This window comes from Bacillus sp. FJAT-27001, from assembly GCF_019039175.1.
GTDB lineage: Bacteria > Bacillota > Bacilli > Bacillales > Bacillaceae > Bacillus > Bacillus velezensis.
Genome location: NZ_JAHOAA010000004.1, coordinates 176,642 through 200,769, shown reverse-complemented (window position 1 = coordinate 200,769; position 24,128 = coordinate 176,642). Strand labels below are relative to the sequence as shown.

The window sequence follows — 24,128 nt, the reverse complement described above, 5'->3', positions numbered from 1 at the left end:
AAAGCGGGAAAGTTCCCACAGGTACGAAAAAGGCCTGCTGTCATCAGCAGACCCATTCTCAAAAATGCTCTTGTAAATCAGAAAGCAGCACTTCCTGCTCAAATTGCGGATTTCCGATCGGAAAAATTCTGGCTGTTTCCTTGTCTTCGTTGACATGCTGAATATAAATCGGGACTCCTTCGTACGTCACATACGCCATGGCGGCGGATTCCGAAATGTCTTTCGCACGCTGTGTATTCACGTCTCAAACCTCCTTTAGGCCTCACACATAACGTGTCCGGCAGCCAAGAGAAGTATGCTTGTTTCTTACAATTGTCCGGCGGTGAGTTTGAATTTTTTGAGGCGTTTGTAAAACGTGCTCCGCGGGATTCCGGCCATTTTGGCGGCCAGCGTGACATTCCCCTTCGCTGATTCAAGCGCGTTTACGATGATGTTTTTCTGAATGTGCTCCCGGATGGAGACAGGGGACGCTTCTTCCTGTTCATAAGACTCGGCCGCCTCTTTAAGACCTGACGCTTCAAGCAGGGCTGCGATGGGGCGTTCTGACAGCCGCCCGTCCGGGAACATGACGGAAAGACGTTCAAATACATTAAACAATTCCCTGATATTCCCCGGCCATTTCCGGCTCTTTAATAGGTCTAAAAAGTCATCAGGAAGCTCCCCCCGCCAGCCGCGATTTCGCTGAAATTCAAGGAAGAGGCCGGGAATGTCTTCGGTGCGTTCTCTTAATGGAGGGAGGTGGATCGGACAGACGTGAAGCCGGTAAAATAAATCTTCTCTCAGCTTTTTGTATTCGACAAGCTGTCTCAGATCAGTGTGGGTGGCAGTGATGATTCTGATGTCAACGGGAATCTCTTTTGTCCCGCCGACCGGGGTGACTTTCCGTTCCTGCAGCACCCGTAACAGAGCGACCTGCATGGAGTGTGATATTTCTCCGATTTCATCGAGGAAAAGAGTGCCTTTATCGGCTTTTTGCAAAGCGCCGTTATGTCCTTTCCGTTTGGCCCCGGTGAAGGCGCCTTCCGAGTAGCCGAACAGTTCGCTTTCAATCAGCTTTTCGGGGACCGCTCCGCAATTGACGGCGATAAACGGGCCGTTTTTCCTGGAGCTGTTGTTATGAATCGCCCGGGCGGCAACCTCCTTTCCCGTCCCGGTTTCTCCCGTAAGACAAACGGTTGCGTCCGTTCGGGTGACAAGCTCCAGCTGCTGAAGCATATGTCGGGATGACGGGCTTTTGCCTGCCGCACCATGGAATATAAAAGACGGCTTTTCTTCTCGTTTGGATAAATAAACGCATGTGTAGCCGTTCTCCTCCCGCTTCGCCTGCTTGATGTGATAGCCCTGTTCCTCAAGCTCGCGCAGCGTATGTCCGGTAAAATGCTGAACGGGACGGCTTGCGGCGATAACCCGGCTCATGTCATTGCAAAGCACGATCGGATCGTGAGACCGGGTAAGCCCGGCGAATTTGCTGATCATGTCAAGTTCTGTCATTTTGATCTTTAGGGCAAGCTCCCGTTCCGCCGTAAAAGCGATGGAGGAGGCAATTCCGAGCATAAACGGCTGAGCGCGGGCGGCGGGGCAGGAAATATCAATGACACCCGCCAGCCGCCCGTCTTCATAACGGATCGGTGCGGCGGAACAGCTCCATTGATGAGAAGCGAGCGAATAATGTTCAGAGCCGTGTATCATGACCGGCTCATTTGTATAAAGAGCCGTCCCGATCGCATTCGTGCCGACGGCCGTTTCCGTCCAGCGGGCGCCTTTTAAGAAATTGATGCGGTTCGCTTCATGAATGGTGCGCGGGTGGCCGTCAACTGAATGGACAACGCCGTCTGAATCAATCAGGAGAACCATCATTTCCATTTCCCGCATCGCCGTTTTCATTCTTTCTGCATACGGCGTTGAGGCCGCTAAAAATAACGCATGCTTTTCGGCCTGCCTTTCTAAATGATCTGCCGGCATTACATTCGGCCCCTTTTCGAGATAAGGGTTGACGTCGGCTTTTTTGCAGCGGTGCCATGAGGCGGCCACCCGCTTCTGAATACGGGATTCATCAAGCACGCCTTCTTTCACAAAGCGCTTCCAGGTTTTAAAATCATTCCGAATGACATTCATTGTATTCGCTCCCCCCTGTTCAGACCATCTTTTCATATATTGTAGGGGAAAAATAAAGCGCTTTCAACGAAAAATACCCCTTCTCATCTGAGAAAGGGTATTCCGGTTATACGGAATGCACCGCAAGTCCGGTGACATTCAGCAGGGCTTCCTGAAGCGTTTCTGACAGAGTCGGATGCGCCGCGATAAAGTGCTCCGACATATCCGCCGTCATTTCACCGTTCATCATCATGACCGCCTGACCGATCAATTCCGTCACGTCCGGCCCGATCATTGACACGCCGACGATTTCTCCGAATTCCGGTTCGGCAATGATTTTCATTTTGCCGCCATGCTGATGTTTAATTAACGCTTTTCCGTTAGCAGAAAATGAGCATTCTCCGATTTTCACATCTCCGTATGTCTCTCTCGCCTGTGTTTCCGTCAGCCCGACAGCGGCCATTTCCGGCGATGTATAAATACAGCGGGGCACCGCCCGCATATTGACTTTGCTGTCCTTTCCCGAGGCATGCGCGGCGGCTGTGATTCCTTCATGAATGGCGGCATGCGCGAGCTGCATTCCTCCGGCCGCATCGCCGCATGCGTATATATGAGGCACATTGGTCTGCATATGGTCATTGACTTCAATGCCGCGCGGAGAATACCGGATGCCGGCCTGCTCCAGATTCAGGCCTTGCAAACGCGGTTTTCTCCCGATTGCAACCAAAATGTGATCAGCCTGCGCCTCAATTTCTTTGCCGTCTTTTGTCCACACGGCGGTTTTCCTTTCTTTGTCAATCCGCTGAAGGGCGGCTTTCGTCTGAATATCAGCCCCGCTGTCTCTTAAAGAGTCTTCGAAAACGGCGGCAATTTCTCCGTCTTCTGCCGGGAGCAGCCGGTCAGCCGATTCAATCACCGTCACTTTCGTTTTAAACCGGCTGAATAAAGAGGCAAATTCACAGCCGATCACACCTCCCCCGACAATAAGCAGAGAAGAAGGAATTTGCTGTAAAGAAAGCGCGTCTTTGCTGTCGATCACCCAATCGCCGTCAAATGGGGCAAACGGCAGCTCCGCCGGTTCAGATCCGGATGCAATCAATATCCGATCCGCTTCCAGAATGTCTTTTGCGCCTCCTTCTCCTTCAACTAGCAATGTCTGCTCTGTGAGAAATGAAGCTGTCCCGCTGATGACTTTAATCTGATTTGCTTTCATTAAGTATTGAATTCCCTGCACGAGCTGGCTGACGATTTGCCGTTTGCGCCCCTGCATGCGGGCCCAATTGAGTGTAATGTTTTGCGGCAGTTCGATGCCGAATGTATCTGCGTGCCTGATTTTATCGAGCACATTCGCGCTTTCCAAAAGCGACTTTGTCGGAATGCACCCCTCATTGAGACAAGTGCCTCCGAGCGGCCCTTTGTCGATCAGAACGACTTCTTCTCCCCTCCGCGCGGCAGTCACGGCAGCTGCATATCCGGCAGGCCCGCCGCCGATAATGGCTAGTGTCAATCTCTTCACCCTCTCTATAAAATCAATCCGGCCGGCTCTTCAAGCAGCGCTTTGACCGTTTTCAGGAAGTCCGCAGCCGGTGCGCCGTCACATACTCTGTGGTCAAAGGTAAGGCTCAGCGGCAGCATGGTGCTTTTGACAAGCTCATCTCCTTTAAACGCAGGCGTTTCATAGCTTGCGCCTACTCCGAGAATACCGGCTTCAGGCGGATTAAGAATCGGGGTGAAATGCTCAATTCCATAACCCCCGAGATTTGTAATAGAAAATGTCGATCCGTGCAGGTCATCTCCGGAAGCATTGCCTTCCCGCGCCCGGCGTGCCGATGTGCTGATGTGATCCGCAAGCTCAAGGAATGAAAGCTTTTCCGCATCCCGAATCACCGGCACGACGAGACCGTTTTCAAGAGAAACCGCCATCCCGAGGTGGACATATGGATAGGTGATGATCCGCTCCTCTTGATAAGAGCTGTTCAGCTCAGGATGCTGTTTCAGCGCAAGCACCGCGGCCCGGGATACGAAATGTGTGACCGTCAGTTTAACACCGCTCCGCTTTTTCGCGCTGTCGGCGAGCTGCTGCTGCCATTTTACAAGCTCCGTAATGTCCGCTTTCATCGTCAGCGTCAGCTGGGCGCTGTTTTGCAGGCTTTTGTGCATTCGGTCTGCAATCACTTTTCTCATCGCTGAAGCCGGTTTTCCCTCCGGCTGTGCCGTCTGAACCGAAGACTGCGGTTCAGATTCCGTCTTCATGGCCTTGATGACGTCAGCTTTTACGATTCTGCCTCCGGGCCCCGTCCCGTTCAGCGTATCAACTTTCAACCCGGCTTTCTCCGCCATTTTTCGGGCAACGGGAGATATTTTCACGCGGTGTTTACGCTTTTGCACGGCTTTGGGAGCGGGAATATGTTCAGGTTCAGATTGCGGTTTCCCTGCATTTTCAGGAGCCGGCGCCTCCTTCTCCCGCACTTCTTCGCCGTTTTCCCCGATATAACAGATGGGCGTTCCCGGCGGGACTCCTTCTCCCTCTTTGACTTTAATATGGAGAAGCGTGCCGCTTTCAGGCGCTTCTATTTCCATTTCTATTTTTTCCGAGTTGATGCTGGCGATGCTTTCTCCCTTTTCAACCGGGTCGCCGACTTTTTTATTCCAGACGGATACTTCACCTTTCTTCATCGCCATTCCCAGCTTCGGCATTACTACTTTTACAGCCATTCTATATCCCCCCTTTAATTCATTGCCGGCTCGCCAAGCAATTCAAGCGTGACGCTGACAATTTGGTCTGGTGTCGGCAAATATTGATCTTCAAGCACCGGCGAAAACGGCACTGGTGTATGCGGCGCTGTAATCCGCTTAATCGGCGCATCAAGCAAATCAAAGCCCTTATCGGCGACAATCGCAGCAATATCCGTGGCGATGCTACAGCGCGGATTGGCTTCGTCAATGATGATCAGCCGGTTTGTTTTTTCTAACGATGTGAAAATCGCTTCCTCATCTAAAGGAGACAGACTCCGGGGATCAAGCACCTCGGCGTCGATGCCTTTCTCAGAAAGCTGCGCAGCCGCTTCAAGCGCAGTATTGACCTGCTTGCCGACCGCAAAGAGCGTGATGTCGCTGCCTTCGCGTTTGATATCCGCCTTTCCGAGCGGAATTGTATAATAATCTTCCGGCACCTCGCCCTTCATGTTGTAGGACGTTTTATCTTCAAAAAAGAATACCGGATCATTGTCTTCTATTGCCGAAAGCAGCAAACCTTTGGCGTCATACGGATTGGACGGCACAACCGTCTTCAGACCCGGGATGCTGGTGAACAGGCCATACAGCGCCTGCGAATGCTGAGCGGCTGCCCGGAACCCGGCTCCGTATGTGGTGCGGACGGTGATCGGCACTTGCGCTTTACCGCCGAACATATAGCGGAATTTCGCCCCTTGGTTGATCACTTGGTCAAAGCACGTTCCGATAAAATCGTTAAACATCAGTTCCGCAATCGGTCTCAGCCCCGTGGATGCCGCAGCCATGGCCGCACCCATGTAGCCCGCCTCAGAAATTGGTGTGTCCAGCACCCTGCTTCTGCCGAATTCCTGTACGAGCCCCTTTGTGACCCCCAGTACACCGCCCCATGCTTCATCATCTTGCAAGTGATCGACCGCCGCTCCCCCGGCGACATCTTCACCGATTACAAGCACATTGTCGTCTTTTCTCATCGCAAGCTTCATTGCTTCATTGATCGCGTCCGACATGCTTATGACTCTCGCCATCTCACATTCCCCCTTTTTCATATGACACGTAGACGTCTGTCAACAGCTCTGACTCTTTCGGATATGGACTCTTTTCGCTGAACGAGACGGCTTTTTCAATCGATTCGCTGACACGCTGTTCGATGTCTGACAGTTTATTTGCATCTGTTTCTTTTAGAAGATAGTTTTTAAAGCCTTGAATGGCATCCTTTTCTTCAAGATGCTCAGTCTTTTCATCCTTTGTTTTATAAGTTTGGGCATCCCCTTCGAAATGGCCGTAGTTTCTGTAAGTCATACATTCAATCAAAGATGGGCCTCCGCCGTTTCTTGCTCTTTCTATCGCTTCCCCGGCTGCCTGATAAACTGCTAAAATATCTTTTCCGTCCACCGTGACCCCCGGCATGTTGTAGGCAGCCGCCCGATCGGCGATTGAATTACAGGCTGATGCGTACTCAAATGTCGTGGCTTCGCCGTAGCCGTTGTTTTCGGCGATGAACACGACAGGAAGGTTCCATACTGCCGCTAAGTTCAGCCCTTCATGGAAGGTCCCTTGGTTATTGGCTCCGTCCCCAAAAAAGCAAACGCTTACATTTTTAGTTTGTTTATATTTAGCCGTGAGCGCTGATCCGCATGCGAGCGTGAATCCGCCCCCGACGATTCCATTTGCGCCTAACATGCCTTTATCAAGATCCGCAATGTGCATAGAACCGCCTTTGCCTTTACACAGTCCGGTCGCTTTTCCGAATATTTCCGCCATCATGCCGTCCAGATCACAGCCTTTGGCGATACAATGGCCATGTCCCCTGTGTGTGCTTGTAATGCTGTCGCCATCATCTAAATGAGCGCACACCCCCGCAGCTACCGCTTCTTCACCGGCATACAAATGGACGAATCCGGGAAGCACTCCTTGCGCGAACAGTTCATGCACTTTGTCTTCAAAGCCCCTGATTTCCAGCATCTTTTGGTACATCCACAGCGCTTTCTCCTCAGTTAATGACAAGCCTTCTCGTTTTAACAATTCCATTTTGTGCGCCTCCTTCTATTTAGGGTTCACACTTATAAATGCAAGAAGCATGCCAGCCTTTGAAGCCCGTAAAATGAATGTTTTTATTTTTACAATGGAGACAGTTTGAGACAGGTGTCTCATTTTGTCTCAATCTGTTCCCTTTGTCTCGTTTTAAAGCATACAAAAAAGACCGGGCATCACCCTGTCTTTGACAATGATCGACGTATTTATTTCCTCGGAAATCTTTTAACTGCTTCATTCTTCTGCATACAGTCTATCGTGGCGTTTGAGTGGTTACACTCTTTTTTTTCATATCCACGTGCTGCAGTTCATGCTTTTCTTCAACAGCCCGATTCAGCGCTTGAAGCATGTAGCCAATGCCTTTATACGATGACAAAGGCCAGGTGATATGCTGATGCTCTCTGATGACGGCGTTTAGGACGCTTCGGTATTTTTTCCCGCCAAGCATGACAAGCTCTTCGATGTCGGAAAAGCCTTTTTCATGAAATTGACGGCGCAGCTCGTCCGCTGCCATGATCTCCGGATGACCGGTTCCAAAAGTGACATCGTAATTTCCGGGAACCATATCATCCGGACGAAGGAATCCGTGCTTTGCCGACAAAATTACCCACTCATCGAAAAATGCTTTCGCATAACGCTCGCACGCCTGATGAAACGGGCTGAGATAAGCGTCTTCCGCCCTTACCGGACCTGTATCTGAATGGACATCCCAAATTTTTTTCTTGCCGCAGGGGATGATGCACAGTCGTTTCATTTTTCTCTCCCCTTTATGATGTATCTCCTATCAATGTACCATGATTCGTTTATTTCTGCATGACGAAACTGGCCATGGATCTGTCTGGGTAAAAACTGCACACAAAAAGACCCGGAATTCAAACCGAAATCCGGGCCGGATGAAGAGGTATTTATGTCACTCTTGCTCCATCCCATCAAGATACTTTCTCTCAAAGTCATCGAGCAATGCACGCACTTCATCTGTTGACTTTGTATTCATGCATTGATTTCTTAATTCACTTGCTCCACGGAATCCGCGGAGATATATCTTGAAAAAGCGGGGGAGCGGTTTATATGCTCGAGCTTCTGCTTTTGAATATTCATCATGAAGATCCAGGTGTAATCTCAAAAGATCAAGCAATTCCTTACTGCTATGCTCTCTCGGCTCCTTTTCAAAGGCGAATGGATTAGTAAAAATGCCTCGTCCAATCATAATCCCGTCAACACCGTATTGTTCAGCGAGTTTCAAGCCGGTTTCACGGTCAGGAATATCCCCATTGATCGTCAATAGGGTATCCGGCGCTATCTCATCACGAAGTTTCTTGATTTCCGGGATGAGCTCCCAATGCGCATCTACTTTACTCATTTCCGCTCTTGTACGCAGATGAATGGAAAGATTCGCAATGTCTTGTTTCAGTATGTGTGTCAGCCAGCCGCGCCATTCGTCTATATCCGTGTAGCCAAGTCTGGTCTTCACACTTACCGGCAGACCTCCTGCTTTCGCCGCCTGTATTAATTCGGCTGCAACTTCAGGACGGCAAATCAGGCCGCTTCCCTTTCCATTCCCCGCCACATTAGGTACAGGACAGCCCATATTGATATCCAGGCCCTTAAACCCTAATTCCGCCATCCCAATACTCATTTGGCGAAAGTTTTCAGGCTTATCTCCCCATATGTGGGCAACCATCGGCTGTTCATCCTCCGTGAAAGTCAAACGGCCGCGCACACTATCCTTCCCATCCGGGTGACAATAGCTTTCTGAGTTTGTAAACTCTGTGAAAAACACATCAGGTCTGCCGGCTTCACTCACAACATGGCGAAAAACGACATCCGTCACATCTTCCATTGGTGCCAGTACAAAAAATGGCCGTGGTAATTCACGCCAGAAGTTATCTGTCATAACAAATCCAAATCCTTTCATGATGGGATACAGCCAAACCTTGATCCCAAAATTAAAAACTGACCATGCTTCTTTTACACTTATAGCATGTGTCAGCACTTCTTATCAAACGATAGTAAATTTTGAACATTTCACTTTTTACACGTGAAAAAGTGAAAAGCAAACTGAAGCAGAACGCCTTAATTGAGTTAACGTAATAGACTATCGCTATAGTTAACCCCATATCGTTCATTTCTGATCAACTCAGCCAACTCCTTAACCTTTAAAAGGGTTTGAGAGAGAAAAAAGTGTGATGATTATCTACACCTATTTTTTATTTATATTGTGGTTTATTAATAGTAGCGCTGACCTTCATTTTTCTTAGCGGCCTTACTTTTGCTCTTTTTGGACAAAAAGGATTCCAACCTAAATAGAATATCATATGAGTTCTCCCTATTACCAATGCAAAATAATTGGCCATATGTCAATATCTTTATAACGTTTTAGTTTTAAAGTTATTACTTATAAACAAAATATCTGCATAAAAAAATAAATAATTACATTTATAAGGTGCCACAGAAATCATCTATAAATGTTTGTATAAGGTTACGATTCGGTAATCCTGATCCAAAACCAATAAAATAGACTGCTGACTAAGTGCCGCAGTCTTCATTCATAAGATTAATAAGAAAGTGTTCATTTTCTTTCATCATTAAATAAGGCATCAGAAGTTATTGCTTTCATTTCGAATATCCTTTGTTATACCTGTGATGATTTGTATAACAGTGAAAACCCCCAAGAAAACAGTGACAATATTAAACCATGGATTATCATAGAATGAAAGATATGTTTGAAAGAAATCCAGTTCAGCTATGTTTGCTGGGAATCCATTCATTTCTCTATAATTAGGACCCCATCCCGTTAATTCTGCAAAATTAAAATAAAGCTGTGAAACTAAAAATGCCAAAACCGTGAGAAACCAACCTTTTTTATACAACGGTCGTTTTTTGTTTACTTTATCCATTTCATTATCCATTTCCTTTTCTGCAATACTTTTTAGCCAAGTGACAATCTAACATCATTATATGATGAAGCATGATTGTCGCGATAATTACTTATTAAGGATATAACCATCGCAGGTATTACTGTAATAGTTGTTATCACTTGCGTTTCCGCCTCGGATTTATTCCTTCTTTGGGAATAAGGAAAATGATTGGGGTCCTTTTTTCCTGTCTAGGCTTTCATATCATGTATAACGACCAAACATGCTTTTTTAGTGTGTTTGATCTTTTATCCACAGTTGTTGCTAATAGTAGATGTGCCAACTGCTGTTGTGATTAGTGTAAGTAAGCAACCTTGCCTTTTACAGCTTCTGCTTCAGAACCTTCGTTCAGTGGTTGAGGTTCCAATATCTCTCATTCGGTTTCACCTTCTTTTTATCATTTATTACAACTATCGCCAATAGTAGATGTGCCGATGAGTGTCGGGGACTTTATTCTTTAAGAAAGAAGTTTACAAAATATTAACTAAAATTACAAGTATTCACGGAACTTGAACGACTTGTTATTGCTTCTGGTTCACAACAAGATCTTCATATTTTGTCTGTAATGCCGTTTCCAAACGAAAAAAAGAAAGTGTTAATAGAAAGCAGCCTACTTGGCTGTTTTTCACTTGCTTTTCCATACGTTTTTTTCAACTCTTTTTATCAGTTAAATAAAGACAAAAGACAGATAGGACAAGGGCAAAACATGAAAAAACCCGGAAATCGGAATTGTTTAATTTACCGAAATCCAGGTCTGATTACGAATTGTTTATTTTAGTTAGACGATTTTAATACAAGCTTCGCCACGGCTTCCACATGAGCCGTCTGCGGAAACATATCAACAGGCTGAATATATTCGACGCGATAGTCCTTCGACAGCGTCTGCAAGTCTTTCGCCAGTGTGGAAGGATTGCAGGATACGTAGACGAAGCGTTTCGGTTTTACTTTTTTAATGGTATCTAAAAATGTTCTGTCACAGCCCGTTCTCGGCGGGTCGACGATGACCACGTCAGGGCGGAAGCCTTCTTTCGTCCATTTCGGGAGCCAGTGTTCGGCTGTTCCTGTGACATATGCCGCGTTTTTGATGCCGTGTTTCTTGGCGTTTTTCTTCGCATCGTCAATTGATTCTTTAATGACGTCCATGCCGCGGATCTCTTTTGCGCCGCTTGAAACCCACATGCCGATCGTACCGACGCCGCAATACGCGTCTACGACTTTTTCTTTTCCTGTCAGCTGAGCCGCTTGTTTCACTTCGTCATACAGCTTGACCGTCTGCTCCGGGTTGAGCTGGAAGAAGGCGCGGGCGCTCAGTTCAAATGACACGTCACCGAGCACTTCTTGAATGGCATGGCTTCCGGCCAGCGCTTTTGTTTTGTCACCGAAAATGACGGATGTGCGCGCGCCGTTGACGTTTTGAATAATCGATTTCACTTCCGGCAGACGGTTCTGAATGGCTTTGACGATTTCGTCTTTATTCGGCAGTGTCTCTTTCGCGGTGACAAGCACGACCTGCACTTCGCCTGTTTCAAAACCGACTCTCGTCACGATGGTGCGGACATCGCCTTTTTTGGTCCGTTCGTTATAAACGGATACGTTGTGTTTTTCCAAAATACGGCGGACGATACCCGTTGTTTTGTTTGTCGCCGGATGCTGGACAATGCATTCCTTAATCGGAACGATTTTATGGGAATCCAGTCCGTATAAGCCGGCAATGATGCTGCCGCTTTGCGAGCGTCCGACTTGGAACTGGCTTTTGTTCCGGTAATTCCAAGGGTTGTCCATTCCGATCGTATCTTTAATGTTCATTTCTTCGACATTGAATCTCGTATGACGTTCCAGAGACTGAATGACGATGTCGCGTTTTTCGCGAAGCTGCTGGGTGTATGCCAGATGCTGAAGCTGACAGCCGCCGCACTGGTCGTAGACCGGGCATGGCGGCGTGACGCGGTGTTCAGACGGCTTGCGGATTTTTTTGACGCGTGCTTCTGAAAATTTCGGCTGCACATTTGTCGCTTCGGCAACGACTTCTTCACCGGGCAGAGCGCCGGGAACGAAGACAACTTTTTTCTTAAAATAGCCGACGCCCTCTCCGTTAATGCCGAGACGTTTGATGGTCAGCGGAAATGTCTGTCCGATTTTCAATTCGGCAGGCGCCTTTTTTTGATGTTGATTCACGTTTTTTTCTCTCCGTTTCTATATAAAGCCTTTCTCATGGGAAAACGGCTGATTTGAAATATCACATCTTTTCAGTATAACATGCAGCCGGCGATTCCTTCATGTTTTTCACTGGAAGTTTCCAAAAATCCTCATCATTCAATACTTCTCCACAAGTACAAGGACGCATAGCTTAAATACGGCGCCCATTCGCTGCTTACCTGGAGCATCACGTCTTTTGACGGTTTATCCTCAAGGGCGAAGCGGCGTTTGACGGCGTTTTGCAGGCCGATGTCCGCCAAAGGAAACAGATTCGGGCGGCCGAGGCCGAACATGAGGACGTTTTGGACGGTCCACGGGCCGATGCCTCTGATGGTGATCAGCTTTTTCATAATGTCTTCATCCGACAAATGGGTAAGTTCCGCCAGATTGAGCGCTCCTTCTGCAATCATCCGTGAAATGTCAATCGCATATTCCGCTTTTCTCATGCTGAACTGGAGCTCCCGCAAGTCCTGATACTCAAGCCCCGCGATCGTTTTCGGCTCGGGATAGCACCAGACGCCGTCTTTTTGTTCACCGAAGGCATGGACGAACCGTTCCGTTAAAGTAAAAGCGAAGGACAGGTTGAGCTGCTGGTGGATGATGCATTTCATGAGACAGTTGTAGACGCCATATTCCAAGACGAGCGGGGTTCCCGCATGCTCCTCAAAAAGCGCCGACAGATTTGTTTTTGAGAAATGATCAAGCACAGGCTGAAGCGGCTGCTCCCACTGAAAAATGTGTTTGATCCGTTCAATCATCTCCTCGCGGTCCGTTTCTCCGCTGACGAGAAAGACCGGGTCTGCGGCGGTGCCTTCCGCTTGAACCGTGATGACGGACAGTTTGCCGTCCCGTGTTCTGAGCGGCACTTTGATTGATCTTGTATGAAGATCGACCGCATTCAGCGGATCGAGCGACAGTCTTTCAAGGACTTTATCAAAATGATACGGCGGTGTGACCGAAACCGTTTCCTTCCACATATGCTCCACCCCTTTTTGTCCAAGTATATCATGAAGCGGCCGGGCGGCAATTCGTATACTTTTCTTCATAACGCCGCATGATATAATGGCAGGCGGAGGGTTGTTTATGATACATATAACCGCAATCACAACACATAATGAGATATTAGATAATATCCCCCTATCACGTACAGAACAACCGGACATCGCATGGTACTGGATTGATTTTTTCGGCGCTGAGATGCATGAAACCGAGCTGCTGCGTGATTATTTTCACTTTCATCCGCTTGCGATCGAGGATTGCTTTCAGCATATGCAGCGGCCGAAAATCGACCATTATGACGGCTACCGTTTTTATGTGCTCCACGCTCTGAACCCGGACACACTGGAAATGGAAGAGGTGGACATTTTTCAGTCCGACCGTTTCATCGTCAGCTTCCATTTGCACGAATCGCCCGGCGTCTCAAAGGTGAGAGAACGGTTTTTCGCTTCTCCGGGATTAGCCAAAAAAGGGCCCGGGCACATCACTTATATGATTATGGATCAGCTTGTCGATGAATATTTCCCCGTGCTGTACAAAATTGAAGACCGGCTGAATGAAATTGAAGACAGCAGAACCCATAAATCTTACGGCACTTTAATGAATGAAGTGTTTGAATTGCGGACTGATCTTTTGAACCTGAGGCGGACGATCATTCCGATGCGCGATTTAATGTACCGGATTTTGAGCCTTGACCATGTAAAAGAAAGCCGTGAAACGAAAGCGTATTTCAGCGATATTTATGACCACCTGTTAAAACTGGCTGAGCTGATCGAGTCAAACCGTGATATGACGTCAGATTTGCGGGACAGCTATGTGACGCTGAATTCAAACCGGATGAACGCCATTATGATGACATTAACCATCGTCTCGACCATTTTTATCCCGCTGACGTTCATCGCAGGGGTTTACGGCATGAATTTCGATAACATGCCTGAGCTTCATTGGAAATACGGGTATTTTATCGTTTTGGGCGTAATGGCCGTTCTTGTGGCCGCCATGCTGTTTTGGTTCGCCCGCAAAGGCTGGTTTAATATTTTCAAGTAAGAACGGCTGCCGGCTGTTCTTTTTTTTGAGAAAACATGATAGTCTGGAAAAAAACGTAAAGAGGTGTGCACCGTTACCATCCTTTCTCACAAAATCATTTCTTCTGTCCTCCTGGCTTTCAGTGTCATGTCCATTGCACCGCTGTATAACGGCCGTACGGTGTCTGATTACATCTTTGAGTTACTCGGCTTTTCCTCTTGGCCGGAAGATGGAGCCCATATCTCCGTCATCCCCGGGGTCGTGCTTTACTTTGCGGCGTTAATCTGGTGTGCCGCCGCGTTCAGGCGGACGCTTCCCGCGGCGGGGCTGTTTCTGATCTTTCTCAGTATGGGGGCCGCTTCCGGTATCAGTCCTGCCACCGAATATGCCGCTTTTTCCTTAAAACAGTTCGCGCCCGAAAAAGAGGCTGTCGAATATGTGAAGCACCGCAGCGAATGCAGTCATCTGGTTGAGCGAAAAAGAGCGGGCATGAGCTGCACGCTTTATATCAATCATTACGGAAAAGGGGAACAAACCATTTCTGTCACCCCGGATTTATCAGAAAACATAAAGGACGTCACATTCAAATCAAAAACATTCACTGTAAAACCCCGTACAAAAACAATCATCAAAACCCGATTTACCGGATTTTATAAGGGGAAATCCGCTTCAGACTCCGGATGGTCTTCAGAACCTGAACTGAAAGTGGCAATCCTGTACACAGCAGATTAACCATTTTGCATGTATAATGGTGGAAAACTTTTCATTGGAGGGACTGTCAAATGAAGATCGCCATCGTCGGACTCGGCAATATGGGCCGCCCCATCGCCGAAAATATTATGAAAGCCGGATACAGTCTGACTGTATATAACCGGACGAAAGAAAAAGCGGCTGACCTGCTGGATAAAGGGGCAGAATATGCCGAAACGCCCCGACAGGCAGCTGAACATGCGGACATCGTGCTGTCCATGCTGTCAGACGATGACGCCGTAATAGATGTAACGTTCGGAGCTTGCGGCATTATTGCCGGGTTATCTGAAAACGGCATTCATATTTCAATGAGCACGATCAGTACGGTGCTGTCAGAACAGCTTTCCGCCGCACATTCGGGCAGAGGACAGTCCTTTATTGCCGCTCCCGTCCTCGGCCGCCCCGATGCCGCCGAGAAGGCCGAGCTTCGCATCATCACAGCCGGACCGGCGGAAGCGAAGAAAAAGGCCGAACCGCTGCTTAACATCCTGAGTCAGCAAGTATTTGACACTGGTGAAGAAACAAAAACGGCCAATGCCGCGAAAATCAGCGTCAATTTCTTGCTGGTGTCCATGCTTGAGGCGTTATCTGAATCGTTCTTAATGATGGAGAAGTACGGGTTAGAGCAAAAACAATTTTTAGAAATCGCCGGCGCGCTCTTTGGCTCTCCCGTCTATCAAAATTACGGCACGATCATGGCTGAGGAGAAATTTGAGCCGGCCGGTTTCAAAATGTCTTTAGGGCTGAAGGATACCAATCTGGCGCTCGCCGCCGCAGAACACGTTTCCGCAAAACTCCCTCTTGCCGAACTGGCCAAGAGCCATTTTGAAAGCGGGATCGCACAAGGCTTCGGGGATCTGGATTGGGCCGCTTTGATTAAATGCCTGAAATAACAAAACACCTCTCCATTACCAGGAGAGGTGTTTTCTACAGGCACGGCAGCTTCATTTCTTTCTCAAACATCAGGTCATCAATGCTTTTAAACGTGTAGCCTTCTTTTTTCAAATCGGTAATCGCATCGTCCAGAGCTTCTGAATTGTCCTTTGAAACGGTGTGGAGAAGGTAGATCGCGCCGGGATGCGCCTGCTTTATCATGTGATCATAGGCGTATTGTTTCCCTTTTTGCTCGTTAACCTTCCAGTCGACAAATGCGACGGACCAGAAAACGGTTTGGTAGCCGAGGCGCTTCGTTTCTTTGAGGACATATTCGCTGAATACGCCGCGCGGCGGACGGAGATACAGGTTGTCCCGCTTTCCGGTAATGTTGTACACAGCTTCCGTGACGGAATCGAGTTCGTCTTGAATCTGATCGCCCGTTTTTGTCGTCAGATCAGGATGATGAAAAGAATGATTGCCGATGATATGGCCTTCCTTTGACATCCGTTTAATCAAATCAGGCTGCTCTTTCACAAAATGACCCGTGACAAAAAAAGTGCCCGTGACGTGATGTTTTTTTAACACATCAAGCACTTTCGGGGTGTACCCATTTTCATATCCGTTATCAAACGTTAAATAGATGGTCTTTTCTTTCGTATTGCCCAAATAAAAGGCATCATATTTTTTGACCAGATTGTCCAGCTGTCTGCCGGCATCCGGCGGCTGATGATTGACGCTGCGTTTAAAGCCCCAGTTTATCCGTTCATTCGGCACGGCTTCTGCACTGTTGATGCCTCCCGCAAGTAAAACGGCCATGCAGCAAATTGAACAAAACCATTTCATGACCAGCACTCCTTCTGCATTTTTCCTTATTTTGCAGTAGGCTCTGCCCTTTTATACAGCCGCATTATGGAAAAAGAAAAACCCCGGCATCCGCCGGGGTTTATTCCCAATCCTTTTTAAAGCGTTCGTATTTTGCTTCCAGATCATCAAGCATGCCGATGAGCCGGTCTATATCTTCAACGTCCGTTGATTCAGGGTCTAATGAATCAATGACATTCATAAACATATCGAGTCTGTTCTTCAGGTAATCGAGCTGCTGATCTTTGCTGTTTACTGCATTCCCCATACTTCCACTCCATTCATTTTTTATAATGGTAGCGTATTTTTTGCCGTTTTTCAATGGTTCCGCTACTTGCGATCTTGGCAGATCAGGTCTAAAATTAACAGTTGGCAGACGTTAGTATGCCCCATTTATAAAGGAGTTAGATAGTCATGACACAAAACACAACACTGCGTCCGATCACACCGGAGTACGATCCTTGGGAAGCGTACATGGATGTCGACCAGTATGGAGATATGAAACTGACGAACGTTGAATTCACAACAACGACTTTGTGCAATATGAGATGCGAGCACTGCGCCGTCGGGTACACGCTCCAGCCGAAAGACCCGGATGCGCTGCCGATCGACCTTTTATTAAAGCGGCTTGATGAAATTCCTCTGTTACGCTCTATCAGCATTACGGGCGGCGAACCGATGCTTTCGCTGAAATCGGTAAAGGAATACGTCGTCCCGCTTTTAAAATATGCGCATGAACGCGGGGTGCGCACACAGATCAATTCAAACCTGACGCTTGATATCGGGCGCTACGAACGGATTATTCCTTATTTGGACGTTCTTCACATTTCTCACAACTGGGGAACGGTCGAGGACTTTGCCGACATCGGATTTGCGATGATGGAGAAGAAACCGACATTTGAACAGCGGGCGCGCTATTTTGACAAAATGATTGAAAACAGCCGCACGCTTGTCGAAGCAGGCGTAATGGTTTCAGCGGAAACGATGCTGAACAAACGGACGCTGCCGCATATTGAACATATTCACCGGCAAATTACCGAAGAAATGAAATGCCAGCGGCACGAAGTCCATCCGATGTATCCGAGTGATTTCGCCAGCGCGCTTGAATCACTCAGCCTGAAGGACATGAGACAGGCCATTCATCATCTGCTCGACATTCGCGATGAAGAGACATGGATGCTGTTCGGCACGCTCCCGTTTTACGCATGCAGCCCTGATGAAGAAGACCAGAAGCTCCTCCGCCGCTTGCGGGAAGCGAAAAACGTTACGGTGCGAAACGACCCTGACGGCCGCTCCCGCCTGAATGTCAACATTTTTGACGGAAATATCATTGTCACGGATTTCGGCGATACACCGCCGCTCGGCAATATTAAAACAGACAGCCTTCCCGAAGCATATGACAAGTGGAGACAGACGAAGCTGAGCAAAGAGCTGAACTGCCGCTGCACAAACGTCCGGTGCCTCGGCCCGAACGTCCTTGTCAAAAACAGTTATTATCAGGACACAGATTTTTCATTACGAAAAGCCAGAGGTTAACAAAAGATGGAAACGACAATTACGGACATTTTGAAAAGCAAAGTGGTTGAGATCATCATCGTCGCTCTCGTGCTTTACGCCGGTGTTTTTCTGATCAACCGCTTTGTCCAGGTGTTATTTAAACGCACGGATTTCTTGGAGGAACGGAAAGGGAAAACGATTGAAAGCCTCGTCCGATCCATCACCCAGTATACGGCGACGATCGGTTTTATCTTTTACGTCATTTCTTTATTCGTTCATGATTTCGGCCGAATTTTAGCCGGGGCGGGTGTTGCCGGTATCGTCATCGGTTTCGGCGCCCAGTCGTTAATCAAGGACATATTGGCCGGTGTCTTTTTAATATACGAACGCCAGCTTCATAAAGGTGATTACGTGACGATTAACAATCTGTTCAACGGCACAGTCGAAGAAATCGGACTCCGTTCCCTCCAGATCCGTGAGTGGACCGGCAAGCTGCTTACCATATCTAACGGTGAGGTCAGACAGCTTCAAAACTATAACATTGATTTTATGCGGATTACCGAGTCCGTCGTGATCAGTTACAAGGAAGATCCCGAGCGGGTATACGCCGTGTTAGAAAAAGCCTGCGACATGCTCAATGATGAGCTTCGCGATTCACTGAAGCGGGATGAATTTCTCAATGCGACGGAGCCGTTTCAAGTGCATGGAATTATGAGTCTGAACAAATTAACCAGAGGCATTGAATTTACAGTGAAAGGCATGGTTCAAGACACAGAATACTTCTCGGCGAGCCTTGCGGTGAGACGCGTTCTTGCCCGGGAGCTGTACAACAACAATGTGCAATTGCTCGAGGAAATGTATCACACACAAAAAAGCTGATTCCCGAACCGGAATCAGCTTTTTTTATTTATCTCGGCTGCGCTGTCATTTGAAAACCGAATGTGACGTGATCCTGCACCGGAATCCAAGCCCCGATTCCTTGCGAAGTCACATTTTTGACGACAAGTTTCCGCTTGCTGCCTTTCAGCACCAAATACACTTCACCGTATGTTACTTTTCCTTTTTCATTAACGGCCGGAGCGTAGGCGTGCAGGTAGCCGAGCCGCTGCGGAGAAATTTTGTAGGTTTGATCGCGTTTTGTGCCTGCGCCGATAACCGTTTCAAACGCGAGCGGCAGTTTTGTTTTCTTCATCGCTTTTTGCATCATCATGCTTTTTACGTCTTCTGCGTTCGGCACCTTCGCTGTGAGCCCGCCTTTGATTTTGTATTGCTGTTCTTGGGCGTATGAGATAACCGCGGTTTGCTGCCCGCCCCGGTTATCCGCTCTGTTCGTATTGATTTTTTTATATTCCCAGTTGGCGACGGTTTCGTTCGATTGATAGCCGAGCGCCCATTTCCCGAGAAATATTGTCGCCCGGTATCCGATGGCAAGCGGTGAACCGGAAACCGAGGATTCATTCAGCATCTTTATCAGATGCGGATTTTCGATGTTGATCTCGGATGTATCTAACAATTCCTTTGCCAGTTTGCTCGGCTGAAGCATCGGCTGGTCCTGTGAAGCATTCGGATACGTATTTTCCTTTGAAATGCTTACGACAGAGTTGGGAACTTTAAACGGTTTCTTTGCAGCGGCAGACGGCGTTGCGAAAAAACTAAAGGATAACAGCAGAATCAGTGTGGCATGAAACAGCTTTCTCATCATATCACTCTTTCTATAGCATTTTCCTTTAGTCTTTTCCTCCGCAAACGTTGTTATCCGCATTTTTTACAGGTTAAAGCAGGAAAAAACCGATCGCCATAATGACATAAGCGGCAAGGAGCGTAGCCCCCTCAAACCAGTTCGAATCACCGTCATTTGAAATCATCGTCATCAAAAGGACGGATGAGATCATCGCGACAAGCTCGGGCAATGTGAATACAAGCGGCATATTGACCGGAAAAAAGATGGAACAGATCACAAGAACCGGAGCCACAAACATGGCGATCTGCAAAGTCGAGCCTACCGCGATTTCAACGGCGACATCCATCTTGTCTTTGTACGCCATAATAATCGCCGACGCATGCTCTGCGGCATTTCCGACGATTGCGACGATAATCACCCCGATAAACAGCTCGCTCCAGCCGAACTGTTCAGCCACCGCATGAAACGTATGGACAAGATTTTCAGATATGTAGGCGACGATAATGGTTGAAATAAATAAGACGGCTGTCGCTCTTTTCCCCGACCACTCAGGCTGCTCCTCTTCTTCCTTTGCCTCCGGCTGATTCGGCTGATAAACACCGCGGTGGGTGACGAGCTTGAAATAAAGAGCTGCCACGTACAAAAGGATCATGATGATGCTGATGCCGACACTCAAATCAAGCTTGTTTTTTTCCCCCATATCCATGGAAAACACTTCGGGAATGACAAAAGCAACGATAATGGCAAAAATCAGCAGGCCTGAATTATGCCGGGCATCATGAATATTGAATTCCTGCCGCTTGTATTTCAAACCGCCGATAAAAAACGACAGTCCCGCGACGAGCAGAAGATTGCCGAGCACCGAACCGGTCAGTGAGGCAAGCACGATGCCCGTCAGCCCTTCTTTTAAGGCGAAAAGCGATATTATCAGCTCTACCGCATTGCCGAACGTGGCATTCAGCAGACCGCCGATCCGCGGTCCCGCGATAATGGCAAGAGATTCAGTCGCTCTCCCCATATAACTTGCAAGCGCAATAATCGTCAAGCAATAAATAATAAACAAAACCGCTGACGGCCAGTGCATCAGGCCGCCGATGACTGAAAGCGGCACTCCCGCCGCAGCCGTAAAGAAAAAAATCCGATTCATATCTGCCTGGCTCCTTTTTTCGAATGAGTCTTTTTATATTCTTCTCAAAAACTCCCTCAATTACACTTCCGCGGCAGCCCGAATTGGCATTTTCAGGTTGCCGGACGCGACAAATCCGTGTACGATCAAGAAAGATACTGACGAAGGAGAAAATACGCGATGTCACGACTGTACTTCTTTATTTTGGTTCTGCTTGTTTCCATCTCCGGATTTTCCCAAGGCATGCTTCTGCCGGTGATCTCCGTCATTTTTGAAACGAACGGGGAATCAGCCGCTATAAACGGACTTCACGCAACCGGCCTTTATATCGGCGTGCTTCTGGCGTCGCCGTTTATGGAGGCCCCGCTGCGCAAGCTCGGATTCAAACCTCTGATGGTCATGGGCGGATTTCTTGTTATCATCAGCTTATTCAGTTTTATTTGGCTTCAATCCATATGGTTATGGTTTTTTCTTCGGCTGCTTATCGGAATCGGGGATCATATGCTGCATTTTTCAACCCAAACGTGGGTGACGTCAAAGTCAACGCCCCGAAACAGAGGAAGAAACATTTCGCTGTACGGACTGTCCTTCGGGCTCGGATTCGCTGTCGGCCCGTTCATGGTCCCTCTTGTGAAAACAAGTCCGTCCCTTCCGTTTATCGTATCCGGCTGTATCAGTCTTGCCGCCTGGCTGTTTGTATTTGTCTTACGTAACGAGTACCCGGCGCAAGGTCCGGATGAAACATCCGGGGACAACAGCGCAAAACGGTTTTACCGCGCCCTTCTTTTCGGCTGGGTCGCTTTTCTCCCGGCTTTCGGGTACGGTTTTTTAGAAACGGCGCTGAACGGAAGCTTTCCCGTGTACGCCCTGCGCTTAGGCATATCCGTTGATGCCGTCGCGCTGATATTGCCCGCTTTTGCCATCGGGAGTATTGTATTCCAGTTCCCTCTCGGTTTATTAAGCGATCGATTCGGGAGAAAACGTGTCCTGCTCGTCATCTTATTAACGGGTGCCCTTTGCTTTTTGACGGCCGGACTGTTTCCGTCGCCTTCTGTCATCGGCTGCTGCTTTTTCACGGCGGGAATGGCGGTCGGCAGTATGTTTTCCCTCGGCATCAGCTATATGAGCGACCTGCTGCCGTCCCATCTGCTGCCGGCGGGCAATCTGCTCTGCGGCATTTCCTTCAGCCTCGGCAGCATGATCGGCCCGGTGGCGGGCGGCTGGTATATGCAGCGGTTTGAAAACGCCAATTTGTTTTACTTTATTACGGTGATTCTGGTCTGTATTTGGCTTGCGCTCGTCTTCGGGAAAACAAAGCACAGTCCCGCATCCGAATCCCATTCTTTTCCGGCCTCATAAAAAAGCCGCCTGATCTAAGTCAGGCGGCTTCTTTCTAGTGGTATCCGTTCTGCCCGTTAGCGCTTCCGCTTGTTTTATTCTTCGGGCCGTTTTTGGAGTTTTGTTTATTATGGCTTCCGCCTTTTTTCGTATGCTTGGTCATAATCGATTCCCCTCCGTTTTTCAGCTTGAACGTCTCCGTTCCTCTATAGCTTGCTCCCGCGGTACGGATTTTCATCAGGAAGCTTTTTACGTTTATGTAAAAGCGCGTTGATTTCTCCTCCTAAAATCAGCAGTGTTCCCGTAAGGTAAAACCAGATCATAAGGACGATTATTCCCCCGATGCTCCCGTATGTGGCGCTGTAGTTGGCAAAGGTGCCGACGTAAAATGAGAACAGCATACTGACGATAATCCAGCCTGCTGCCGCAAATACGGCTCCCGGCAGCACAAAACGGAGGGAAAGCCTTTTATTCGGCGCGAAAATGTAAAGCGCGGTAAACACGATTAAAAGGATAAGCGGACTGATACCCCAGCGGACAACCGACCACACCTGCAAAAACAGGCCGGAGGCGCCGATGAAATCTGCGGCAAGCATTCCGATTTCTCTGCCGAACACCGGCAGAAGCAATGCGATTAAAATCGTAACCACCATCGCGATGGTTAAAAAAATTGAGGTCAGGCGAATGATGATAAATGAGCGGTTTTCCTCGACTTCGTAGGCATGGTTAAATGCTCTGACAATCGCGTTCATACCATTCGAAGCCGACCAGATGACGGCGATAATCCCGAATGACAAAAGCCCGCCGCTGCGCTTGTTCAGCGTTTGCTCCGTTATGGATTTCACCATAGACATGGCACTGTCGGGCGCGTATTGATCGACCGCCCCGAGCACGTCTTCTGCCGATATGGGAAGATAGGCGGTGAGCGTCAGCATGAAAATCATCAACGGAAACAATGACAGCAGGAAAAAATACGCCAGCTCCGCCGATTTACTTTGTCCTTCATGGAGAGAAAACCTTGCAAACAGCTCCTTTATAAAACTCATGACATCCCACCTCAATGATCGTTTTTCGAAAAATGCTCCTTCGTTTCTTTTAACAGGTCAATGACCTGCGGCGTCGTCTGCTTCAGCTTGGTGATCTGCCCGTTTAAAAAACTCAGATCTTCCGATACGGTATTGGCGATGATTTTCACTTGATCAAGTTTTGCAGAAGCCTGCTGTTTCAGGGCTTCAGGATGTTTTCGATAAAATGCCGCACGCCGCCTGCACGCGTCCATGTTCCGGAAACATGCCTCTCTCGTCGGCTTATGTAATAAGGACAGTGCTCCGCCGGCGGCAGCGCCGATCAGAATCGCTTTTGCCATGATGCGTATCTGCTTCATCGGTCAATCCCCCTTATAAATGATGGTCTTTCTTTATTGTCTCCAGCAAATGACGGCACCCGGACTCGACCAAAGCGTACACCTCGCTGAAATTCCCGGTATAATACGGATCGGGCACGTCCGCAAGGTCCGACTCCGGTACATAATCAAGCAGCCTTGCAATACGCGGCGCCGCTTTTTTATAACCGGCCATGCTGCGCAGATGTCCGATATTTTCTGCATCCATCGCAATGACGTAATCAAAATCGGTCAGATCAGACTCACGCACCTGCCTCGCCGTGATGCCGCTTACGCTGATCCCTTTCTTCTTTAGGATCTCCTTTGTCCCTTCATGCGGCGGATTTCCCGCATGCCAGGCGCCGATTCCCGCTGAATCAATGTTAATCTGCCCGTTCAGCCCGTTTTTCTTCACCATATCAGAAAATACCGCCTCTGCCATAGGCGACCGGCAAATATTTCCCAGACAGACAAACAGCACATGTATCATATCGATAACCTCCCTATTCTTTCCCCGCATTTTGAGGATCAAAAACCTTATCATCATCTTAGCAACTTTTCTGCCGCTGTGGAAATAAGCTTTTATTCTAAATGAATTCTGTTAGAATAAAGGGTACGAAAACGGTC

The 24,128-nt window shown here is 48.2% G+C and carries 24 protein-coding genes; 6 read left to right on the top strand and 18 right to left on the bottom strand.

The annotated features are described in order from the left end of the window. Positions 1-58 precede the first annotated feature (58 nt). The 11 genes from BGM27_RS15135 to BGM27_RS15085 form a co-directional block, all read right to left on the bottom strand. Positions 59-241, bottom strand: coding sequence for an H-type small acid-soluble spore protein (locus BGM27_RS15135; RefSeq protein WP_003155535.1), 183 nt, complete (start codon positions 239-241; stop codon positions 59-61). A 65-nt stretch (positions 242-306) separates the two neighbouring features. Beyond that, positions 307-2,115: a sigma-54-dependent Fis family transcriptional regulator gene (locus tag BGM27_RS15130; protein WP_007408528.1), complete on the bottom strand. Its 1,809-nt coding sequence runs from the start codon at positions 2,113-2,115 to the stop codon at positions 307-309. Between the two features lie 106 nt (positions 2,116-2,221). Beyond that, positions 2,222-3,601 carry a dihydrolipoyl dehydrogenase gene (gene lpdA, locus BGM27_RS15125; RefSeq protein WP_007408527.1) on the bottom strand — a complete coding sequence of 460 codons (1,380 nt, stop codon included), beginning with the start codon at positions 3,599-3,601 and terminating at the stop codon, positions 2,222-2,224. A gap of 14 nt (positions 3,602-3,615) precedes the next feature. After that, on the bottom strand, positions 3,616-4,809 hold the full coding sequence (locus BGM27_RS15120; RefSeq protein WP_007408526.1) for a dihydrolipoamide acetyltransferase family protein: 1,194 nt from the start codon (positions 4,807-4,809) through the stop codon (positions 3,616-3,618). A 14-nt stretch (positions 4,810-4,823) separates the two neighbouring features. Further along, positions 4,824-5,852: an acetoin:2,6-dichlorophenolindophenol oxidoreductase subunit beta gene (gene acoB / locus BGM27_RS15115; RefSeq protein WP_007408525.1), complete on the bottom strand. Its 1,029-nt coding sequence runs from the start codon at positions 5,850-5,852 to the stop codon at positions 4,824-4,826. 1 nt (position 5,853) lies between these two features. Then, entirely contained in the window at positions 5,854-6,855 is a 1,002-nt protein-coding gene (gene acoA, locus BGM27_RS15110; protein WP_007408524.1) for an acetoin:2,6-dichlorophenolindophenol oxidoreductase subunit alpha, read from the bottom strand. A 256-nt stretch (positions 6,856-7,111) separates the two neighbouring features. Next, positions 7,112-7,612: a DUF6884 domain-containing protein gene (locus BGM27_RS15105; protein WP_007408523.1), complete on the bottom strand. Its 501-nt coding sequence runs from the start codon at positions 7,610-7,612 to the stop codon at positions 7,112-7,114. A gap of 156 nt (positions 7,613-7,768) precedes the next feature. Continuing rightward, on the bottom strand, positions 7,769-8,752 hold the full coding sequence (locus BGM27_RS15100; RefSeq protein ID WP_007408522.1) for a tRNA dihydrouridine synthase: 984 nt from the start codon (positions 8,750-8,752) through the stop codon (positions 7,769-7,771). Between the two features lie 703 nt (positions 8,753-9,455). Then, positions 9,456-9,755, bottom strand: coding sequence for a YfzA family protein (locus BGM27_RS15095; RefSeq protein WP_007408521.1), 300 nt, complete (start codon positions 9,753-9,755; stop codon positions 9,456-9,458). 792 nt (positions 9,756-10,547) lie between these two features. Beyond that, on the bottom strand, positions 10,548-11,948 hold the full coding sequence (gene rlmD, locus BGM27_RS15090) for a 23S rRNA (uracil(1939)-C(5))-methyltransferase RlmD (RefSeq protein WP_007408520.1): 1,401 nt from the start codon (positions 11,946-11,948) through the stop codon (positions 10,548-10,550). A gap of 134 nt (positions 11,949-12,082) precedes the next feature. Next, entirely contained in the window at positions 12,083-12,946 is an 864-nt protein-coding gene (locus tag BGM27_RS15085; RefSeq protein WP_007408519.1) for a DNA-3-methyladenine glycosylase family protein, read from the bottom strand. A 106-nt stretch (positions 12,947-13,052) separates the two neighbouring features. Here BGM27_RS15085 and corA point away from each other — a divergent pair, with 106 nt between their 5' ends. The 3 genes from corA to BGM27_RS15070 all read left to right on the top strand — a co-directional run bounded on the left by corA (position 13,053) and on the right by BGM27_RS15070 (position 15,634). Next, complete coding sequence (corA, locus tag BGM27_RS15080) at positions 13,053-14,012, top strand: magnesium/cobalt transporter CorA (protein WP_007408518.1); 960 nt, start codon at positions 13,053-13,055, stop codon at positions 14,010-14,012. A gap of 63 nt (positions 14,013-14,075) precedes the next feature. Continuing rightward, positions 14,076-14,723 (top strand): hypothetical protein, encoded by a 648-nt coding sequence (locus tag BGM27_RS15075; protein ID WP_007408517.1) that lies wholly within the window; start codon positions 14,076-14,078, stop codon positions 14,721-14,723. 50 nt (positions 14,724-14,773) lie between these two features. Further along, complete coding sequence (locus tag BGM27_RS15070) at positions 14,774-15,634, top strand: NAD(P)-dependent oxidoreductase (RefSeq protein ID WP_007408516.1); 861 nt, start codon at positions 14,774-14,776, stop codon at positions 15,632-15,634. A 34-nt stretch (positions 15,635-15,668) separates the two neighbouring features. Here BGM27_RS15070 and pdaA read toward each other — a convergent pair whose 3' ends face one another. Together pdaA and BGM27_RS15060 are read right to left on the bottom strand one after the other, a co-directional pair. After that, positions 15,669-16,460 (bottom strand): delta-lactam-biosynthetic de-N-acetylase, encoded by a 792-nt coding sequence (pdaA, locus tag BGM27_RS15065; protein WP_007408515.1) that lies wholly within the window; start codon positions 16,458-16,460, stop codon positions 15,669-15,671. Between the two features lie 100 nt (positions 16,461-16,560). Beyond that, complete coding sequence (locus tag BGM27_RS15060) at positions 16,561-16,746, bottom strand: SE1561 family protein (protein WP_003155558.1); 186 nt, start codon at positions 16,744-16,746, stop codon at positions 16,561-16,563. A 146-nt stretch (positions 16,747-16,892) separates the two neighbouring features. Here BGM27_RS15060 and yfkAB point away from each other — a divergent pair, with 146 nt between their 5' ends. Then, positions 16,893-18,014, top strand: coding sequence for a radical SAM/CxCxxxxC motif protein YfkAB (gene yfkAB / locus BGM27_RS15055; protein ID WP_007408514.1), 1,122 nt, complete (start codon positions 16,893-16,895; stop codon positions 18,012-18,014). Between the two features lie 6 nt (positions 18,015-18,020). Continuing rightward, positions 18,021-18,854 (top strand): mechanosensitive ion channel family protein, encoded by an 834-nt coding sequence (locus tag BGM27_RS15050; protein ID WP_007408513.1) that lies wholly within the window; start codon positions 18,021-18,023, stop codon positions 18,852-18,854. 28 nt (positions 18,855-18,882) lie between these two features. Here the strand turns inward: BGM27_RS15050 and BGM27_RS15045 are convergent, their stop codons facing one another. Both BGM27_RS15045 and cax read right to left on the bottom strand, forming a co-directional pair. Beyond that, positions 18,883-19,677: a YfkD famly protein gene (locus tag BGM27_RS15045; protein ID WP_023356782.1), complete on the bottom strand. Its 795-nt coding sequence runs from the start codon at positions 19,675-19,677 to the stop codon at positions 18,883-18,885. Positions 19,678-19,747: 70 nt separating this feature from the next. Beyond that, positions 19,748-20,803: a calcium/proton exchanger gene (gene cax, locus BGM27_RS15040; RefSeq protein ID WP_007408511.1), complete on the bottom strand. Its 1,056-nt coding sequence runs from the start codon at positions 20,801-20,803 to the stop codon at positions 19,748-19,750. A 159-nt stretch (positions 20,804-20,962) separates the two neighbouring features. On the opposite strand from cax, the gene BGM27_RS15035 reads away from it, so the two are divergent. Then, positions 20,963-22,141: an MFS transporter gene (locus BGM27_RS15035; RefSeq protein WP_007408510.1), complete on the top strand. Its 1,179-nt coding sequence runs from the start codon at positions 20,963-20,965 to the stop codon at positions 22,139-22,141. A gap of 185 nt (positions 22,142-22,326) precedes the next feature. Here BGM27_RS15035 and BGM27_RS15030 read toward each other — a convergent pair whose 3' ends face one another. The 3 genes from BGM27_RS15030 to BGM27_RS15020 are packed head-to-tail and all read right to left on the bottom strand — an operon-like array spanning position 22,327 to position 23,991. Then, positions 22,327-23,166, bottom strand: a complete 840-nt coding sequence (locus tag BGM27_RS15030) for a YihY family inner membrane protein (RefSeq protein WP_007408509.1) — start codon at positions 23,164-23,166, stop codon at positions 22,327-22,329. 11 nt (positions 23,167-23,177) lie between these two features. Continuing rightward, entirely contained in the window at positions 23,178-23,504 is a 327-nt protein-coding gene (locus BGM27_RS15025; protein WP_007408508.1) for a hypothetical protein, read from the bottom strand. A 13-nt stretch (positions 23,505-23,517) separates the two neighbouring features. Further along, positions 23,518-23,991 carry a low molecular weight protein-tyrosine-phosphatase gene (locus BGM27_RS15020; RefSeq protein WP_007408507.1) on the bottom strand — a complete coding sequence of 158 codons (474 nt, stop codon included), beginning with the start codon at positions 23,989-23,991 and terminating at the stop codon, positions 23,518-23,520. Between the last annotated feature and the right edge of the window lie 137 nt (positions 23,992-24,128).

Coding starts and splice junctions, on each gene's coding strand:
- acoA (WP_007408524.1), bottom strand. CDS start 6,855: ATGGAATTGTTAAAACGAGAAGGCTTGTCATTAACTGAGGAGAAAGCG.
- yfkAB (WP_007408514.1), top strand. CDS start 16,893: ATGACACAAAACACAACACTGCGTCCGATCACACCGGAGTACGATCCT.
- BGM27_RS15085 (WP_007408519.1), bottom strand. CDS start 12,946: ATGTGGAAGGAAACGGTTTCGGTCACACCGCCGTATCATTTTGATAAA.
- BGM27_RS15045 (WP_023356782.1), bottom strand. CDS start 19,677: ATGATGAGAAAGCTGTTTCATGCCACACTGATTCTGCTGTTATCCTTT.
- BGM27_RS15060 (WP_003155558.1), bottom strand. CDS start 16,746: ATGGGGAATGCAGTAAACAGCAAAGATCAGCAGCTCGATTACCTGAAG.
- acoB (WP_007408525.1), bottom strand. CDS start 5,852: ATGGCGAGAGTCATAAGCATGTCGGACGCGATCAATGAAGCAATGAAG.
- BGM27_RS15105 (WP_007408523.1), bottom strand. CDS start 7,612: ATGAAACGACTGTGCATCATCCCCTGCGGCAAGAAAAAAATTTGGGAT.
- BGM27_RS15120 (WP_007408526.1), bottom strand. CDS start 4,809: ATGGCTGTAAAAGTAGTAATGCCGAAGCTGGGAATGGCGATGAAGAAA.
- BGM27_RS15130 (WP_007408528.1), bottom strand. CDS start 2,115: ATGAATGTCATTCGGAATGATTTTAAAACCTGGAAGCGCTTTGTGAAA.
- BGM27_RS15100 (WP_007408522.1), bottom strand. CDS start 8,752: ATGACAGATAACTTCTGGCGTGAATTACCACGGCCATTTTTTGTACTG.
- BGM27_RS15070 (WP_007408516.1), top strand. CDS start 14,774: ATGAAGATCGCCATCGTCGGACTCGGCAATATGGGCCGCCCCATCGCC.
- BGM27_RS15020 (WP_007408507.1), bottom strand. CDS start 23,991: ATGATACATGTGCTGTTTGTCTGTCTGGGAAATATTTGCCGGTCGCCT.
- BGM27_RS15030 (WP_007408509.1), bottom strand. CDS start 23,166: ATGAGTTTTATAAAGGAGCTGTTTGCAAGGTTTTCTCTCCATGAAGGA.
- cax (WP_007408511.1), bottom strand. CDS start 20,803: ATGAATCGGATTTTTTTCTTTACGGCTGCGGCGGGAGTGCCGCTTTCA.
- BGM27_RS15035 (WP_007408510.1), top strand. CDS start 20,963: ATGTCACGACTGTACTTCTTTATTTTGGTTCTGCTTGTTTCCATCTCC.
- BGM27_RS15050 (WP_007408513.1), top strand. CDS start 18,021: ATGGAAACGACAATTACGGACATTTTGAAAAGCAAAGTGGTTGAGATC.
- corA (WP_007408518.1), top strand. CDS start 13,053: ATGATACATATAACCGCAATCACAACACATAATGAGATATTAGATAAT.
- pdaA (WP_007408515.1), bottom strand. CDS start 16,460: ATGAAATGGTTTTGTTCAATTTGCTGCATGGCCGTTTTACTTGCGGGA.
- BGM27_RS15095 (WP_007408521.1), bottom strand. CDS start 9,755: ATGGATAAAGTAAACAAAAAACGACCGTTGTATAAAAAAGGTTGGTTT.
- BGM27_RS15025 (WP_007408508.1), bottom strand. CDS start 23,504: ATGAAGCAGATACGCATCATGGCAAAAGCGATTCTGATCGGCGCTGCC.